General features: G+C 54.1%; 15 protein-coding genes. All 15 read right to left on the bottom strand.

The genetic code is table 11. From position 1 onward, the window contains the following. Window positions 1–40 precede the first annotated feature (40 nt). The 15 genes from ffh to LOK74_RS06105 all read right to left on the bottom strand — a co-directional run bounded on the left by ffh (window position 41) and on the right by LOK74_RS06105 (window position 15,524). Window positions 41–1,474, bottom strand: a complete 1,434-nt coding sequence (gene ffh / locus LOK74_RS06175) for a signal recognition particle protein (RefSeq protein ID WP_230045706.1) — start codon at window positions 1,472–1,474, stop codon at window positions 41–43. A gap of 12 nt (window positions 1,475–1,486) precedes the next feature. Then, window positions 1,487–1,825, bottom strand: a complete 339-nt coding sequence (locus LOK74_RS06170) for a putative DNA-binding protein (RefSeq protein ID WP_230045705.1) — start codon at window positions 1,823–1,825, stop codon at window positions 1,487–1,489. 127 nt (window positions 1,826–1,952) lie between these two features. Beyond that, a complete protein-coding gene (locus LOK74_RS06165; RefSeq protein WP_230045704.1) occupies window positions 1,953–2,573 on the bottom strand; it encodes a YIP1 family protein in 621 nt (206 codons plus the stop codon). A 19-nt stretch (window positions 2,574–2,592) separates the two neighbouring features. Then, a complete protein-coding gene (gene ftsY, locus LOK74_RS06160) occupies window positions 2,593–3,600 on the bottom strand; it encodes a signal recognition particle-docking protein FtsY (protein ID WP_230045703.1) in 1,008 nt (335 codons plus the stop codon). Between the two features lie 30 nt (window positions 3,601–3,630). Next, entirely contained in the window at window positions 3,631–7,203 is a 3,573-nt protein-coding gene (smc, locus tag LOK74_RS06155; protein ID WP_230045702.1) for a chromosome segregation protein SMC, read from the bottom strand. A 173-nt stretch (window positions 7,204–7,376) separates the two neighbouring features. Then, window positions 7,377–8,063 (bottom strand): ribonuclease III, encoded by a 687-nt coding sequence (rnc, locus tag LOK74_RS06150; protein ID WP_230045701.1) that lies wholly within the window; start codon window positions 8,061–8,063, stop codon window positions 7,377–7,379. A 58-nt stretch (window positions 8,064–8,121) separates the two neighbouring features. Further along, on the bottom strand, window positions 8,122–9,363 hold the full coding sequence (gene fabF / locus LOK74_RS06145; protein WP_230045700.1) for a beta-ketoacyl-ACP synthase II: 1,242 nt from the start codon (window positions 9,361–9,363) through the stop codon (window positions 8,122–8,124). A 161-nt stretch (window positions 9,364–9,524) separates the two neighbouring features. Beyond that, entirely contained in the window at window positions 9,525–9,758 is a 234-nt protein-coding gene (gene acpP, locus LOK74_RS06140; RefSeq protein WP_230045699.1) for an acyl carrier protein, read from the bottom strand. A gap of 66 nt (window positions 9,759–9,824) precedes the next feature. Then, window positions 9,825–10,565 carry a 3-oxoacyl-[acyl-carrier-protein] reductase gene (fabG, locus tag LOK74_RS06135; RefSeq protein WP_230045698.1) on the bottom strand — a complete coding sequence of 247 codons (741 nt, stop codon included), beginning with the start codon at window positions 10,563–10,565 and terminating at the stop codon, window positions 9,825–9,827. Further along, window positions 10,559–11,509 carry an ACP S-malonyltransferase gene (gene fabD / locus LOK74_RS06130; protein ID WP_230045697.1) on the bottom strand — a complete coding sequence of 317 codons (951 nt, stop codon included), beginning with the start codon at window positions 11,507–11,509 and terminating at the stop codon, window positions 10,559–10,561. Before fabD ends, fabG begins: the two co-directional genes overlap by 7 nt. Before the next feature lie 15 nt (window positions 11,510–11,524). Next, the gene (locus tag LOK74_RS06125; protein ID WP_230045696.1) at window positions 11,525–12,529 is read right to left on the bottom strand and encodes a beta-ketoacyl-ACP synthase III; all 1,005 of its coding nucleotides are present in this window, start codon (window positions 12,527–12,529) and stop codon (window positions 11,525–11,527) included. 5 nt (window positions 12,530–12,534) lie between these two features. After that, window positions 12,535–13,545 carry a phosphate acyltransferase PlsX gene (gene plsX / locus LOK74_RS06120; protein ID WP_230045695.1) on the bottom strand — a complete coding sequence of 337 codons (1,011 nt, stop codon included), beginning with the start codon at window positions 13,543–13,545 and terminating at the stop codon, window positions 12,535–12,537. A 52-nt stretch (window positions 13,546–13,597) separates the two neighbouring features. Further along, on the bottom strand, window positions 13,598–14,161 hold the full coding sequence (gene fapR / locus LOK74_RS06115; RefSeq protein ID WP_230045694.1) for a transcription factor FapR: 564 nt from the start codon (window positions 14,159–14,161) through the stop codon (window positions 13,598–13,600). Window positions 14,162–14,649: 488 nt separating this feature from the next. Next, a complete protein-coding gene (rpmF, locus tag LOK74_RS06110) occupies window positions 14,650–14,820 on the bottom strand; it encodes a 50S ribosomal protein L32 (RefSeq protein ID WP_230045693.1) in 171 nt (56 codons plus the stop codon). A gap of 188 nt (window positions 14,821–15,008) precedes the next feature. Then, entirely contained in the window at window positions 15,009–15,524 is a 516-nt protein-coding gene (locus LOK74_RS06105) for a YceD family protein (protein ID WP_230045692.1), read from the bottom strand. Window positions 15,525–15,625: the final 101 nt, after the last annotated feature.

Genomic DNA, 15,625 nt, shown 5'->3' with positions numbered 1-15,625 from the left:
TGATCGGCTGAGCCGTGAAGAGAGTTCACGCATTTCATCCTTACTTGAACGGTGGCTTGAAGTTGAATGGGAAGTTGAGTCCATCCTTCCCCTTGCCTCCGGTCGGAAACTGGGTTGCTCCACCGCTTCCAAACGGCAGTTTCAAGCCCTTTTTCTTGCCTTTCTTTTTCATCTTGTCAGCCGCGCCGCTGAACTGCTTCATCATCTTTTTCATGTCTTCAAACTGTTTGATGAACCGGTTCACTTCCTGCACGCTGGTACCACTGCCGGCAGCGATTCGCTTGCGGCGGCTGGCGTTTAGCAGATCCGGATCGGAGCGTTCGGCGAGCGTCATCGACTTGACAATCGCTTCCGTGCGGGCGAGCTGCTTCTCGTCTACTTTGAGGTCTTTCATCGCCTTGCGGTTCATCCCCGGCAACATGCCGAGCAAATCCTCCAGCGGCCCCATCTTGCGCATCTGCTCCATCGACTCAAGGAACATGTCAAAGGTAAACTCTCCTTGACGCATCTGCTGTTCCATCTGTTTAGCCTTGTCCGTGTCCACCGCGTCCTGCGCCTTCTCAATCAGGCTGAGTACATCACCCATACCCAATATTCGCGATGCCATCCGTTCCGGATAAAACGGCTCCAGGCTGTCCAGCTTTTCACCCATCCCGGCGAACTTGATCGGCTTGCCGGTCACCGCTTTGACCGACAGGGCGGCCCCACCGCGAGTATCGCCGTCCAGCTTGGTCAGAATCACGCCGCTCAACTCCAACTGACTGTTGAAGCTCTCCGCCACGTTTACCGCATCTTGACCGGTCATGGCATCGACGACGAGCAGGATTTCATCCGGGTTGACGGCTTCACGGATCTGCTGCAGCTCATCCATCAACGCTTCGTCAATGTGCAGGCGGCCAGCCGTATCGATCAACACGTAATCGAGATGCTGTTCCTTGGCCTGCTCAATCGCCTGGCGGGCGATCTCCACAGGACTTACCTGATCCCCCAGTGAAAAGACCGGTGCGCCAACTTGCTCACCCAGCACCTGCAGCTGCTTGATCGCAGCCGGACGATAGATGTCTCCCGCTACCAAGAACGGCTTGCGGTTCTGCTTCTGCAGATACTTGGCCAGCTTACCGGTAGTCGTGGTTTTCCCGGCACCTTGCAGTCCAACCATCATCACCACGGTTGGCGGTTTGGGCGCCGTCGCAATCTTGGCTACGTCACCGCCCATCAGTTGGGTCAGTTCGTCGTTGACGACCTTGATCACCATCTGCCCGGGAGTCAGGCTCTTCAGCACTTCCTGACCGACGGCCCGTTCTTTCACGCGAGCGACGAACTCTTTTACTACCTTGAAGTTAACATCGGCTTCCAGCAAGGCGAGGCGGACTTCGCGCATCGCTTCGTTAACCGCTGCCTCGTCAATCTTGCCTCTGCCGCGCAGTTTGTCAAATGCACTTTGCAACCGACTTGCCAAGCTTTCAAATGCCATGTGCGCTCCCTCCTAATCCATCTCTGAGAGTTGGTGGAGCAAAGAAAGCAGCTCATCTCTTGCATCGCCTGCCGGGAGTGATTCTACCAACTGGGTCATTCGGGAGCACATCGTCTTGCGCAGTTCGTGCCGCGACGCAAGCTGCAGCTTTTGTTCGTACTCGAACAACTGTTTCTCGGCCCGCTTGATGTGATCGTAAACGGCTTGACGGCTCACTTCGTACATCTCCGCGATCTCACTCAATGAGAGATCGTCCAGATAGTAGAGTTCCAGGTATTCACGCTGCTTCCCTTTTAACAGGGCGGCGTAAAAGTCGAACAAGAGATTCACTTGATTGGTCTTTTCCAACATGAAAACCAATCCTTTGCCAGAGATCCTCGGTTGCGAGGCTGTAAAGGAATTGCCTTTACAAAACCATTACTTATACTACCTAATTCCGCTCATGCTGTCAAGGATTTTTATTGACATGGATTTCACCCTAGAGAATCATCCAGGACAAGCCAATCATGGAGGCGAGCAGCAAAAGTGGAATCAGGCCAATCAACACTGCAACCACCGTGTTCCCTAGTGCTTTCCAGGCGGAAAACCGCTGTACCTCTCCCAGGCAATGGATAAAACAGATAAAAGCCCAGACCGTGCCAACCAACTCCATAAATAAGAAGGCGAGCAATGTCCACAACAGGAACGGATTGCTGTCAATCACTGGTGTTCTTGACGTAAACAATTCCTTTCCAAACAATAGGTATTCCGGGATCCACAACAGCAGCAGCCAAGCCAGCGGGATGTTGCCGCACGCAACGGCAGTACGAACCTCAGCCAGTGTCGCTGCCCCCTTCATCCATTTACCTGTCAGATGCAGCAGCCAACTGCCTAAGAAGAGGGTCAAAAGGCCGGACAGCGGCCCCACCAAAATGGCAAAACCAAAGATTTGCAGTGTGCTATGGGTGTCGCCCATGCTCTTCGTTGCTGCTCTGTTCAATACTTCTCCGATGCCTGACAGGATCATTACGGGGGCGATAAGCCACGATAGGCGGTAAAGCAGAACATCGCGCACGGTTTCCCGCGGTCTGGTCCAGATGGTCAGCCATGGTTGGAACACGGATATTCCCCTTCCCAGGTTACTGGTCTGTCTGTTCTGCTTCTGTCTCCTGCTCGATCAATCCGGCGAACAAGGCATGAACGAACTGCTCCGGATCAAATGGCTGCAGATCGTCCATCCCCTCTCCGAGTCCAACGTATTTTACCGGCAGGTTCAATTCGTTGCGAATGGCGATCACAATACCGCCCTTGGCTGTTCCGTCCAGTTTGGTCAGAACAATACCAGTCACACCGGCTGACTTGCCAAACGTCTTAGCCTGCGAGAGGGCATTCTGCCCGGTGGTCGCATCCAGCACCAGCAGCACTTCGTGCGGCCCATCAGGCACTTCCCGCTGCACCACGCGGTAGATTTTGTTCAGCTCTTCCATCAGGTTTACTTTGTTTTGCAGACGTCCTGCCGTATCACACAGCAGTACGTCTGCTCCCCGTGATTTGGCTGCCTGTACCGCGTCGAAAATAACGGCCGCCGGATCGGCCCCTTGGCTGTGCCTGATCACCTCGACCCCGACACGCTCTCCCCATACTTCCAACTGTTCAATGGCCGCCGCACGGAACGTATCGCCCGCCGCAAGCAGTACTTTCTTCCCCTGTTGTTTAAACATGTGGGCCATCTTGCCGATCGTTGTCGTTTTCCCTACCCCATTCACACCGACGAACAGAATCACATTGAGGCGACCTTCTTGAACCTCCAATGCGGTCTCCTGCTCATTCTCATTCTTCAGCAGCGCCACCAGACGCTCGGAGAGAATCGGCTGCAGCTCAATCGCACTTTCAATCTTTCGCTTTCGTACTTCCTCGCGCAATCCGTCAATCAATTCCATCACTGTGCCCACTCCGACATCTGCACCGATCAGGATCTCTTCCAGTTCTTCAAAAAAATCTTCGTCTATTTTCTTGTACCGGCGGACCAGGTCTTCCACTCGGCCGACAAGCACATCCCTCGTTTTGGTCAAGCCTTCTGTAAACTTTTGCGTGACCGCCTCCGATTTTTGCACGATTGCTTCACGCAGTTTCTTAAAAAAGCTCATGTCCCTCATCCTCCCTTCCAGTATCGCGCTCTAGGACGCGGTCTCAATCAGCTTCTTGGTATCTTCCAACCGTACCGAGACCAGTTTGGAAACACCGCCTTCCTGCATCGTAATGCCGTACAGCACGTCAGCGTTCTCCATCGTTCCTTTCCGGTGGGTGACACAGATAAACTGCGTCTGCTTGCTGAAACGGTGCATATACTCGGCAAAACGGCTGACATTGGCTTCATCGAGCGCCGCCTCTACTTCGTCCAGCACACAGAATGGGACCGGCTTCACCTTCAGAATCGAAAACAGCAGCGCCATTGCCGTAAAGGCCCGTTCTCCACCAGACAAGAGAGCCAGGTTCTGCAGCTTCTTGCCAGGAGGCTGCGCGACGATGTCAACTCCTGTCTCTAGGAGGTTATCCGGCTGGGACAGCACCAGATCAGCTCGACCTCCGCCAAACAGCTCGACGAATACCTCCTGAAACTTTTCCCGTATCTCCTCAAATGTCTCACGGAAACGACGGGACATCTCTTCGTCCATTTCAGCGATCACCTGGTACAACATAGCTTTTGCTTCATTCAGGTCAGCCTCCTGTGTGCGCAGAAAAACAAGCCGTTCTGACAGCCGTTCGTACTCTTCAATCGCCCCTAGGTTGACCGTCCCCAGACCGGCGATCTCTTTTTTCAGTCGGGCGACGATCTGCTGTTGTTCCTGGATGCTGACCTGAGACTGGTAGCGCTGGCTGGCCAATTCGTAACTTAGCTCGTATTCCTCCGACAACTTGGTCAGCAGGTGATCCAGTTCGACATCGTAGCGGTTGGTCTTTACTTCTTCCTGATGCAGCCGATCTTCTACTGCTTTTACCTGTTTTTGCCCCTCTTTTGCCTCCAGTTCCAACTGCTCCTGTTTGGCGAACTGAGCGGCCCGCTCGCCACGTCGTTCCTGAATCAAAACTGCTACACGATCTTTATCCTGACGCAGCACGCCAATCTTGCTGTCCAGTTCACGAAATGCCCCTTGGCTGTCCGCTTCCTGCTCATCCAGCAGCGTCATGCTCTCGCTCGCTTCTGCCCACTCTCGCTTCAGGGCGTCGAGCTGCTGTTCAAGCCGCTCTACCTGCTCGGTACGGGACTGATGTTCTTGCTTTACCTGAGCAACGGTCACTTTGAGACCGGTGATTCGTTCGTTCATCTCTTCCTTGTTGGAGAGATGTTCCTGCCGCTTCGTTTCAGCTGCGGCGATTTGTTCGGTCAACCGCTGTTCTTCTACGGCAAGCTCGTCCAAGCGCTGCTTCTGCTCAGTCAACTTGCGGTTGGTTTCTTCCATCTCCCGCTGGTAGCCTTCCAAGTCCTGATCGAGAACAAACAGCCGTTCCGCAATCGTTTTGCCTGCTGCTTCTGTCTGCTGGACAAGACCTTTCTGCTCCTGTTCCCTGACTCGCAGGGTTTCCCCTTGACTGCGCAGCTGCTCCTGCTGCTGTTCCATCTGTTTGATCTCGGCAGCCAATGCTACGAGGGCCGCTTGTTGTCCCTCAATCGCCTTGTCCAGTTCTTGGAGGGTTGCTTCCAGTTCTTCTGCCTGTCTGCCTCTACCCAGCAGGTTGGCCGTGTTTTTCTTTAGCGTACCACCTGTCATCGAACCGCCGGCATTGACGATATCGCCCTCCAATGTGACCACACGATAGCGATAGCCACAGGCTCGCGCCACCTGATTTGCCTGCTCAAGCGTCTCGGTGACGATCACATTTCCCAATAGTGATTCAACGATCGAACGGTACCGCTGTTCTGAGCTGACCAACTGACTGGCGATGCCGACCACGCCTGTCTGACGCTCAACTGTCCTCCGGTCACTATCCTGGATGGAACGAGGCCGAATCACATCGAGCGGCAAGAACGTCGCTCTCCCCAGGTTATGCTGTTTCAGATAGGCAATGGCTTTTCGCCCAGACGCCTCATCTTCGACCACGACGTTTTGCAATGCCCCACCGAGGGCCACTTCAATTGCCGTTTCTACTTTCTCCGGCACTTTGACCAGCTCCGCGACAGCGCCGTGGATTCCCTGAAACCCTTTTTCCCGCGCTTTGAGGATTTCCTTGACGCCGTGCTGGAATCCGGCAAACTCGCTTTGCATCTCTTTGAGCAGATCGAGCCGCGATTTGGCTGCTTCTTTTCTTTGTTCATACTGATGCAGTTCTTTGCGGGATTTCTCTGCTTGTGATTGCCGTTCGCGGATGCCTTCCATCAGATTCCGGTATAGCGTCAGTGTCTCCTCGATCGATCGCTCCAACTCGGTCAATTCCTGCTGATACGATTCCAGTTTGGTGAGGCGCTCCTGCTCTTCTGCTGCAAGCCGCTCCTTTTCCTGCAGCAGTCGTTCCACCCTTGCTTGATGGGTTTGCAGCAGTTGTTCCCCGTGACGAATGTCGTTTCGCAGATTAGCCATCTCGTTCAGTGTCTCAAAGTAGTCGCTCTTCAACGTTTCCACATCGTCATTGAGCGCTTGCACCATCTCTGCGTAAGATAGCTCCGCCTCAGCCAGCGACTGCTCTGATTCACGGAAGCGGGCTTCTGCTTCAGCCTGCCGCTGTCGCTCCTCTGCCAGCTGTTCTTCCGTCAATCGCTGCTTTTCGGTCAATCTATGCATTCTCTCCAGCGTCTGCTGACGATTCCCCGCCAGATTGCGCTGCCGCTCCTTTAACACTTCGCGCTGCCCTTCTGCCTTCTCTACTTCTTCACTAACCGCCAGCAATACCTGCTGCAGTTCTTCGATCGACTGATCGATCTGACCGACATGAAAGCGGGCTTGTTCCAGGTTGGCTTCGTGTGATGCTGCTTGGGCAGACAAACCAGCCAATTGTTCACGAAGTTGATTTACCCGTTCTGTCGACTCCTGCCATTTGGCATGGGCGACATCAATCTGCTGAACGTAGAGAGCGACTTCATGCTCCGTCAGCTGCTGCTGCAGGGACTTGTACGCTTTTGCTTTTTCCGCCTGTTCTTCCAGCGGCCCCACCTGCTCGTCAATCTCACTGACGATATCATGGATACGGACCAGGTTTTGTTCGGTCTCGTCCAGCTTTTTCTCTGCTTCCCGCTTCCTCGTCTTGTATTTGACGATGCCGGCGGCCTCTTCAAAGATTCCGCGTCTGTCTTCCGACTTGGTGCTGAGGATTTCCTCAATCCGTCCCTGCCCGATAATCGAATAGGCCTCTTTGCCCACACCTGTGTCCATAAACAGCTCCATGATGTCTTTTAACCGGCAAGAACGGTTGTTGATCGAGTATTCGCTCTCTCCCGAACGATAGACCCGCCTTGTCACGGTTACCTCCGAGTATTCAATACCGAGGGATTGATCCGTATTGTCCAAGGTGAGTGAGACTTCCGCAAAATTGACCGGTTTGCGCGTATCGCTGCCGGCAAAAATGATGTCCTCCATCTTGGCGCCGCGCAGTGATTTGGCGCTTTGCTCGCCCAATACCCAACGAATCGCATCTGAGACATTGCTCTTGCCGCTGCCGTTCGGTCCGACCACAGCCGTGACGCCTGGAACAAACTCCAGTTCTGTCCGGTCGGCAAACGATTTGAATCCGATCAACTCCAACCGCTTTAGATACATCTTCCATCCCCCTATAGAGCCCTGCAAAAACGGTTTGGTGCCTCTTGTCCGATAACTGTTTTATTTTATCACAGCCGCCCCATTTGTCGAAGCAGGAAAGTAAGCAACCCCCGTCCACAGAAAAAAACATCCCCATTCTTCAACCGGCGGAATGAAGAATCGGGATGTCGCTGTCAGTTGCTTCCCAACACCATCAATGCGCGGGCAGCAGCCCGCTGTTCTGCTTCTTTCTTGGACCGTCCTGTCCCGGTGCCCAGCGGTTTGTCGTTCAACAGTACCTCTGATACGAACTCCCGATTGTGGGCGGGTCCTTTCTCTTGTATGATCCGGTACTGGAGGTCGCCCATGTTTTCCTGCTGGACATATTCCTGTAGTTGACTTTTAAAGTCCGTTACCTGTGTAAACTCTCCCTTGTCGATTCGCGGGTAGACGTACTTTTCCATAAAGCGAAAGACGACTTCCAGCCCCTGATCCAGGTAAAGTGCGCCGATAAACGCTTCAAACACATCCGCCAACAGAGCCGGACGCTGTCTTCCGCCGGTCAACTCTTCTCCTTTTCCTAGCAAAACCAACTCACCAAACTGGAGAAGCTCCGCGAACTTGACAAGAGACGGTTCACACACGATGGCTGCCCGCAGTTTTGTCATCTCGCCTTCGCTCATGTTGGGAAACGACTTGTATAAAAACTGGGAAACGGTCAGCTCCAACACGGCATCGCCCAGGAATTCAAGGCGTTCGTTGTCACAGATCCGCCTCCCTTTCTGTTCATTTACATAGGAAGAATGGGTGAACGCCTGCCTCAAAACGCGTTCATCACGAAAGCGAACCCCAATCTTTTCCTGGAGCTGCGCAAAGTTCATCCGCCTCACCACCTTCCACACCTGTCCGGTTCATCTCCATCGATTGCGGTGAGATCCCCTACGGCGTGTACTTCTTCAGGACAATGGTGGCATTGTGTCCGCCAAATCCAAAGGTGTTGGACATCGCCACCTGCACATTCGCCCGTCGTGCCTCGTTCGGTACATAGTCGAGGTCACACTGGGGATCAGGGTGCTCCAGATTGATGGTAGGCGGCAGGATCTGATCTCGCAGAGCAAAGGTCGTCGCAATCGCTTCGATCGCTCCTGTCGCTCCCAACAAGTGTCCCGTCATCGATTTGGTGGAGCTGACAGCCAACCGGTACGCGTGTTCGCCAAACACGGCCTTGATCGCCATCGTTTCCGCGATGTCGCCCGGTTCGGTCGAGGTGCCGTGAGCATTAATATACCCGACCTCGCTAGGCTCGATTCCTGCATCGTCCAGGGCATCCTGCATGCAGCGAGCGGCCCCTTCTCCTCCCGGCGCCGGAGCCGTGATATGGTACGCATCCCCACTCATACCGTAACCGATCACTTCTGCGAGAATCTCTGCTCCCCGCTTCTGGGCGTGTTCCAGTTCTTCCAGCACGATCACGCCTGCTCCTTCTCCCATGACGAATCCATCGCGATCGCGGTCAAACGGTCTGCTCGCCTTTTCCGGTTCATCATTTCGCGTCGACATCGCTTTTGCAGAGCAGAAACCGGCCAGCGCCATCGGACGAATCGTCGCCTCAGCACCGCCTGTTACCATCGCATCGGCCTTGCCGTACTGGATCAGTTTGAATGCGTCGCCAATGGCGTTCGTCCCGGTAGCACAAGCAGTAATCGCGCTGGATGTCGGTCCTTTGGCCCCGAGCTCGATCGATACCTGACCGGTGGCCATGTTGGCGATCATCATCGGGATGAAGAAGGGGCTTACCCGACGCGGTCCTTTTTCCATCAATACCGTGTGCTGCTCTTCCCAAGTGGTCAATCCGCCAATGCCTGATCCAATATACACACCGACACGACGGGCATTCTGTTCCCCGATCTGCAAACCGGCATTTTGTACGGCCATCTTCGCTGCCGCAGTCGCAAACTGGACGAAACGGTCGGTCCGTCGGATCTCCTTCTTCTCCATGTACATCTCGGGATCGAAATCTTTTACTTCGCCTGCAATCTGCGTCGGATAATCCGAAACGTCAAACGACGAGATTCTGCTGATTCCAGACTTGCCCGCAAGCAGGCTGTTCCAAAACGTGGTTACGTCATTCCCCACTGGTGAAATCACACCGGCGCCGGTAATCACCACTCTTCGTTTCATTCCGTTCACCTCTGTATCTTGTATGACTGTCTGTTTGCTCTATGGATCAACGGATCGAATGCCGATCCGGTTTCATCATCTCAGAAATCCCTGTTTCAGCCAAATGGGGCCGCAAAGTGAAGGGAGGAGTCCCACATGACAGCGGGACTCCTGTCTACTCTTTACTTGTGGGAGTCTATGTACGCTACGACTTCACCCACAGTCGAGATTTTTTCAGCGTCTTCGTCGGAGATCTCCAAGTCAAACTCGTCCTCCAGTTCCATGACGAGTTCAACCACATCCAGGGAGTCAGCACCCAGATCTTCTTTAAAAGATGCCTCCAGCGTTACCTTGGACTCGTCTACATCCAGACGGTCGACGATGATCTTCTTTACACGTTCAAGTGTGTCTGCCATCTTGCTTCACCCCCTCTCCAGCATTATACAAGAAGAGATAATCAAAAACCATCTAGTCCCAATCCACTACATATACATGCCGCCATCGACATGGAGAGTCTGTCCGGTCATGTAGCCGGCGGCGTCAGATGCGAGGAAGCGAACCACCTGAGCGATGTCGTCCACCTGCCCGAACCGGGCCAGCGGGATTTGCCGGAGCATATCTGTTTTGAGCTCATCTCCCAGCTTGTCGGTCATATCCGTCTCGATGAAGCCCGGTGCCACAGCATTTACGGTGATGTTGCGAGAGGCAAGCTCACGGGCGGTCGTCTTGGTCAGGCCAATCACACCTGCTTTGGCCGCAACGTAGTTGGCCTGGCCCGGATTGCCCAGTACCCCTACCACAGACGTGATATTGATGATCCGCCCGGCACGCTGCTTCATCATCGGACGGGTCGCCGCCTTGATGCAGTTGAATACCCCTTTCAGGTTGGTCGCGATCACTTCATCCCATTCTTCTTCCTTCATCCGCATCAGCAGATTGTCCCGCGTAATACCGGCGTTGTTGACCAAGATATCGATCCGACCAAACTGATCAAGGGCTGTGCGAAACATCTCGTTTACTTCCTCTGCACTGGCCACGTTGGCTCTCACTTTGATGGATGAACGGCCTAACGACTTGATTTGATCCACCGTTTCTTGGGCGGCTGCTTCGCTGCCCGCGTAGTTTACCACCACGTCAGCTCCAGCCTCGGCCAGGCTGAGGGCAATCGCTCTACCAATTCCACGGGAAGCCCCAGTCACCAGGGCTACTTTCCCATTTAGCATATTACCCCTCCATTCACCAGTTGTTCAAGCGAGGACACGTCCTGGACGGAATGGACGACCGTCCCTTTCGGTGCAATTTTTTTGATGAGTCCGGCCAACACCTTGCCCGGGCCGATCTCGACAAAGGTGGTTACACCCTGATCGACCATGTACTGCACGGAGTCTTCCCACAACACCGGTGATGAAACCTGCTGGACGAGACTCTGCTTAATCTCTGCCGCTTGCTGAACAGAACGTGCCGATACATTGGCCACAACCGGCATCTCTGCATCTTCAATCGGCACTCCTTCCAGCACCGAAGCCAGTTTTTCAGCCGCCGGTGCCATCAAGGAAGAGTGAAATGGCCCGCTCACATTAAGCGGCATAACACGCTTCGCACCCGCTTCCCTCGCTTTCTCGGAAGCCTGGTTCACACCTTCGGCACTGCCGGAGATGACAATCTGTCCGGGACAATTGAGATTAGCCAGTTGAACTGGATTCCCGCCAGCACTCACTTCCTCACACACGGACTGCAGCTCGGCTCGTTCCAAGCCAAGTACGGCAGCCATCGCGCCTTGTCCGGCAGGAACCGCTTCCTCCATAAATTGCCCGCGTGAGCGCACCGTTCTGACCGCATCGGCAAACCGGATCGAGCCGGCCGCCACCAATGCGGAGTACTCACCCAGACTATGACCAGCTACAAAATGCGGCTGCACACCCGGCAGTTGCTCCTGCAGAACGGCCCAGACCGCCACGCTGGCCGTCAAGATGGCAGGCTGCGTGTTGGCCGTCAATCGCAGTTGCTCCTCCGGTCCTTCGAAACAGAGTGTGGAAAGCGAGAAGCCAAGCGCATTATCCGCTTCAGCAAATACCCGTTTGGCCGCATCTGACTTCTCGGCCAGTTCCGCCCCCATGCCAACATATTGCGAACCCTGCCCAGGAAAGACAAACGCGATTTTGCTCATCTTCAATCCTCTCCTTTACACACGTTGAAACGTCCATTTCAACAGGCTGGCTCCCCAAGTCAAACCACCGCCAAAACCGACTAGGACGACCGTGTCCCCCTCGCTGATCCGCCCCGCTTCCAGGGCTTCGTCCAGCGCGACCGGAATCGATGCCGATGACATGTTGCCGTACCGGTCGAGGTTGACGACCACCTTTTCTTCCGACAATCCAAATCGCTTGATCGCTGCGTCGATGATCCGCAGGTTGGCCTGATGCGGTACCAACAGGTCTACCTCTTCTTTGCTGACCCCCGCCTTTTCCAGGACAGCATCCGTCGCAGCGTTCATCACCCGAACGGCAAACTTGAACACTTCTCCACCGTTCATCGATATGTAGTGCAGCCGTTTTTCCACCGATTCGCTCGAAGCAGGTATCCGCGAACCACCCGCCGGCTGCTGCAGCAACGGACCGCCAGATCCGTCCGCTCCCAATTCGAAGGATTGAAAGCCGTATCCATCCGGAACCGGACCGAGTAGAGCCGCACCCGCCCCGTCGCCAAATAGGACACAGGTGTTGCGGTTCGTGTAGTCTGTAATCTTGGAAAGAGCCTCAACCCCGACGACCAGTACATAGCGGTAGAGTCCACTGGCGATAAACTGACTGGCGGTAGCGATTCCGTACAAAAAACCGGTACACGCTGCCGAAACGTCAAATGCAGCTGCTTTTTTGGCCCCCAGCCTATCCTGCAGCAGGCAGGCCGTCGAGGGAAACAGCATGTCAGGTGTGACCGTCGCAACGATAATCATATCGAGATCTTCAGCGGCTACATTTGCCCGCTGCAACGCTTTCACCGCTGCCTCATAGGCCAGATCGGACGAAGCCTGCTCGGGAGAACAGATCCGCCGCTCGCGAATTCCCGTCCGCGTCACAATCCATTCGTCAGAAGTATCTACCATTTGTTCCAAATCAGCGTTTGTCAGCACCCTCTCCGGCACGTAGGAGCCGGTAGACAAGATTCCAACCGGTTGCATTCCCCTCATCAGCTTCACTCGCTTTCTATCTGCGGATCTGTATCCAATTCCTTTTGAATCCAGCCATTTACATCCTGCGCGGCAAATCTGGCAGCTACCTGAACGGCGTTTTTGATCGCCCGCTCATCAGACGATCCATGTGCCTTGATCACTGGTCTGCGCAGGCCCAACAGTGGAGCGCCCCCGTACTCGGCGTAATCCATCCGGTCTTTGAACTGGCTAAGGCTGGGTTTCAAAATCGCCGCCGCTGCCTTGTTCAGGAGACTGGACGTCATCTCCTGCTTGAGCAGTGACAGGATCGTTGAAGCCGCCCCCTCCAGTGACTTCAGCGCAACGTTGCCGACAAACCCGTCACAAACCAGCACGTCGCAGGGGCCTCGCATCAGATCGCGAGCTTCTACGTTGCCGACAAACCGGATGTTGCTGGCCTGCCTGAGCATTCCATACGCTGCTTTGCTCAGTTCGTTACCTTTGGCCTCTTCCGTTCCGACATTGAGCAGCCCCACAGTGGGTCGCTCGTAGCCAAGCACTTTTTCTACATACAAGCTGCCCATAATGGCATACTGCAGCAGGTGCAATGGTTTGGCATCCATGTTGGCGCCCACATCCAGCAGCAGGGTCACTTTGCCTTGCGTGTTGGGAATGACTGCGGCCAGGGCCGGACGCTCAATCCCGCTCATGCGGCCGGTTATCAGCAATCCCGCCGCCATCAGGGCACCGGTATTGCCAGCAGAAATGGCTGCATCTACTTCCAGCTTGCGGGCCATCTCAACCGTGACGACAAGGGATGAATCCTTCTTCCGCCTTACGGCCCGAACCGGTTCGTCATCAGCCTCAATCACTTCTGTCGCATGGTGAATCTCAATACCTGACGGGATGCTGCCAGGCAACTGCTCCCGTATGGCCGTCTCATCTCCAATCAGTACAACCTGAAGCGTCGGGTTCTCCCGCACCGCTTCTACCGCTCCCCGGACGGTACTCAGCGGAGCGAGATCTCCCCCCATCGCATCCAAAGCAATTCTCAAGCTTATGTCCTCCTTGTGTGTAACCCGTGACTGTGTCGCGATGATCTGTCCCTCAGGAGATACAAACAACACGAAATGTAGCCGTAAACACTGTCTCTCCCTGTACTTTAGTCTCCACGCGGACCTTGCTCTCGCTTTCGCTGCGGCTGCGGACAACCGCTTTCGCCACCAGCTTCTCGCCCAGCTTCACCGGACGCACGAAGCGAATCCGTGCTGTCGCAGTCAGGGCCACCTCGGCATCGATCACCGCCACAGCCAGCGAATTGGCTTGGGCGAATATGTAGTGCCCTCTTGCAATTTGTGTTCGGGCAAAAATATGCTCCGGTTTGATCTCCAGTACAGAAAAAGCATGCGAGTCAAGCTGTATCTCGATCACTTCACCAATCACTTCTTCAATGTCGAGTGAGCGTACGGCGTCCAGGTTCTGTTCGGCTACTGATTTGATTCGTTCCCTTAACTCTGGAATGCCTAATTCCAGTCGATCCAGCCGAATGGTCTGGATGCTCACATCAAACATGTTGGCCAAATCTTCATCAGTTGCAAACGGATTTTCTTTTAATGTCTGAACCAGACGGGTCTGACGGTCTTTTTTTAACAGACGTGCGATGTCGAACACCCCCACCGAACAACCTGATACACTTGGCACTTGCATAGCCATCTACGGTGGCGATGCCGTTGCTGTGGCGTATCTTGGATGATAGGCACACTCTTACTAGTAGTTTATAATACCTGGTCCCAAATTAGTATAGGATAACCGCACTTGTTTGACAACCCTGCTTGGAAGCAGCTGTTATCACATGTCACTCTGTTGTGCCGATGGGCTCCTATTCTCCTCGGTCTTCTGCTCTAAAAGCAAGGCGATTATCCGCTCTTGTTGATCGATCTGTTGTTCCAGACGGGATTTAATGATGCGCAGCATATCGTAGATGAAGTAAAGTCCGCATGATACACCCTCCCTTTTCATGGGTGACTAGTCAAGGGCGATACAAGAGATTTCGGGATGCAGCTATTGGATTCCTTCCAGCTTTCTATGGAATCGGGACGAAAGGAAATCATACAGCCGGAACGAAAAAAAGCAAGGTGGCTTCACCCTGCTTTTTACCATTACTTCATAACTTTTTCCCCTTTATAGGTTCCGCAGCTCGGGCAAACGCGATGGGCCAGTTTGTACTCACCGCAGTTATCGCACTTGACCATGCCGGGGATTTCCAGTTTGAAGTGCGTACGACGCAGTCTTTTACGGGTTTTGGAAGTTCTCCGCTGAGGTACTGCCATTTTCCCTAACACCTCCTTCAGATGGCGTTGACATCATCAATCTGAGTGGAACACCTCCGTGCCGGACATTCCGCAAAAGAACGCCAGCGAACAGAGATCACCTATTATCAGGATGGTGACCCATCCGTTCAAAAATAAAGCCGCCGATCAAGGAGATCTTGGCTTCATCTTGAAAACGTGCCTACTAATTAATCGGCATCCTTGAAAAAATCAGCCAGTCCGGCCAAACGCGGGTCAATCCGCTCGTTTTTGCAGCTGCAGGCCTGTTCATTGCGATTCACACCGCAAGTGGGACAGAGCCCCTGGCATTCTTCCGTACAGATCGGAAATGCCGGCATCGCAAGCAAAAAATCTTCCTGCAGCACTGGGTCCAGTTCGATCTCTTCCTCTTCCAGCAGGTGGATCTCACTGTCCTCATCCAACTCAACCTCAGCATCGGCAGGAGCAAACGTCTCCGAGAACGGTACGGTCACCTGACTGCGGAACCGCTTGAGACAACGGGCACAGGCAAAATCGACCTCCGCCTTCATCTCGCCTTTGACGTAGTACATCTCGCCCAGCTTGGCCGCTTCACCAACGACCTCTACTGGTCCAAGAGCACGGATCTCCTGATGACGTTGGCTGAGCTCGGTCGGGTCGAGGGTGGTACGAAAAGGCAATGGCTCGCCTTTGCGATGCTCCAAATCAGTCAATTTTAGGTTCATATGTCTCACCTCGAACACAACAAAGATGATTATAGCTTCTCTCCGCAAGGTTTGTCAACCATTTTTCCTTGACAGGCTGTCCTGCCTTCCTCTGCGCCCAC

It is taken from the genome of Brevibacillus humidisoli (assembly GCF_020923435.1).
Classification (GTDB): Bacteria; Bacillota; Bacilli; order Brevibacillales; family Brevibacillaceae; genus Brevibacillus_E; species Brevibacillus_E humidisoli.
Note: the sequence above shows the minus strand (reverse complement) of the source record. Positions and strands in the feature narration are given on the sequence as shown.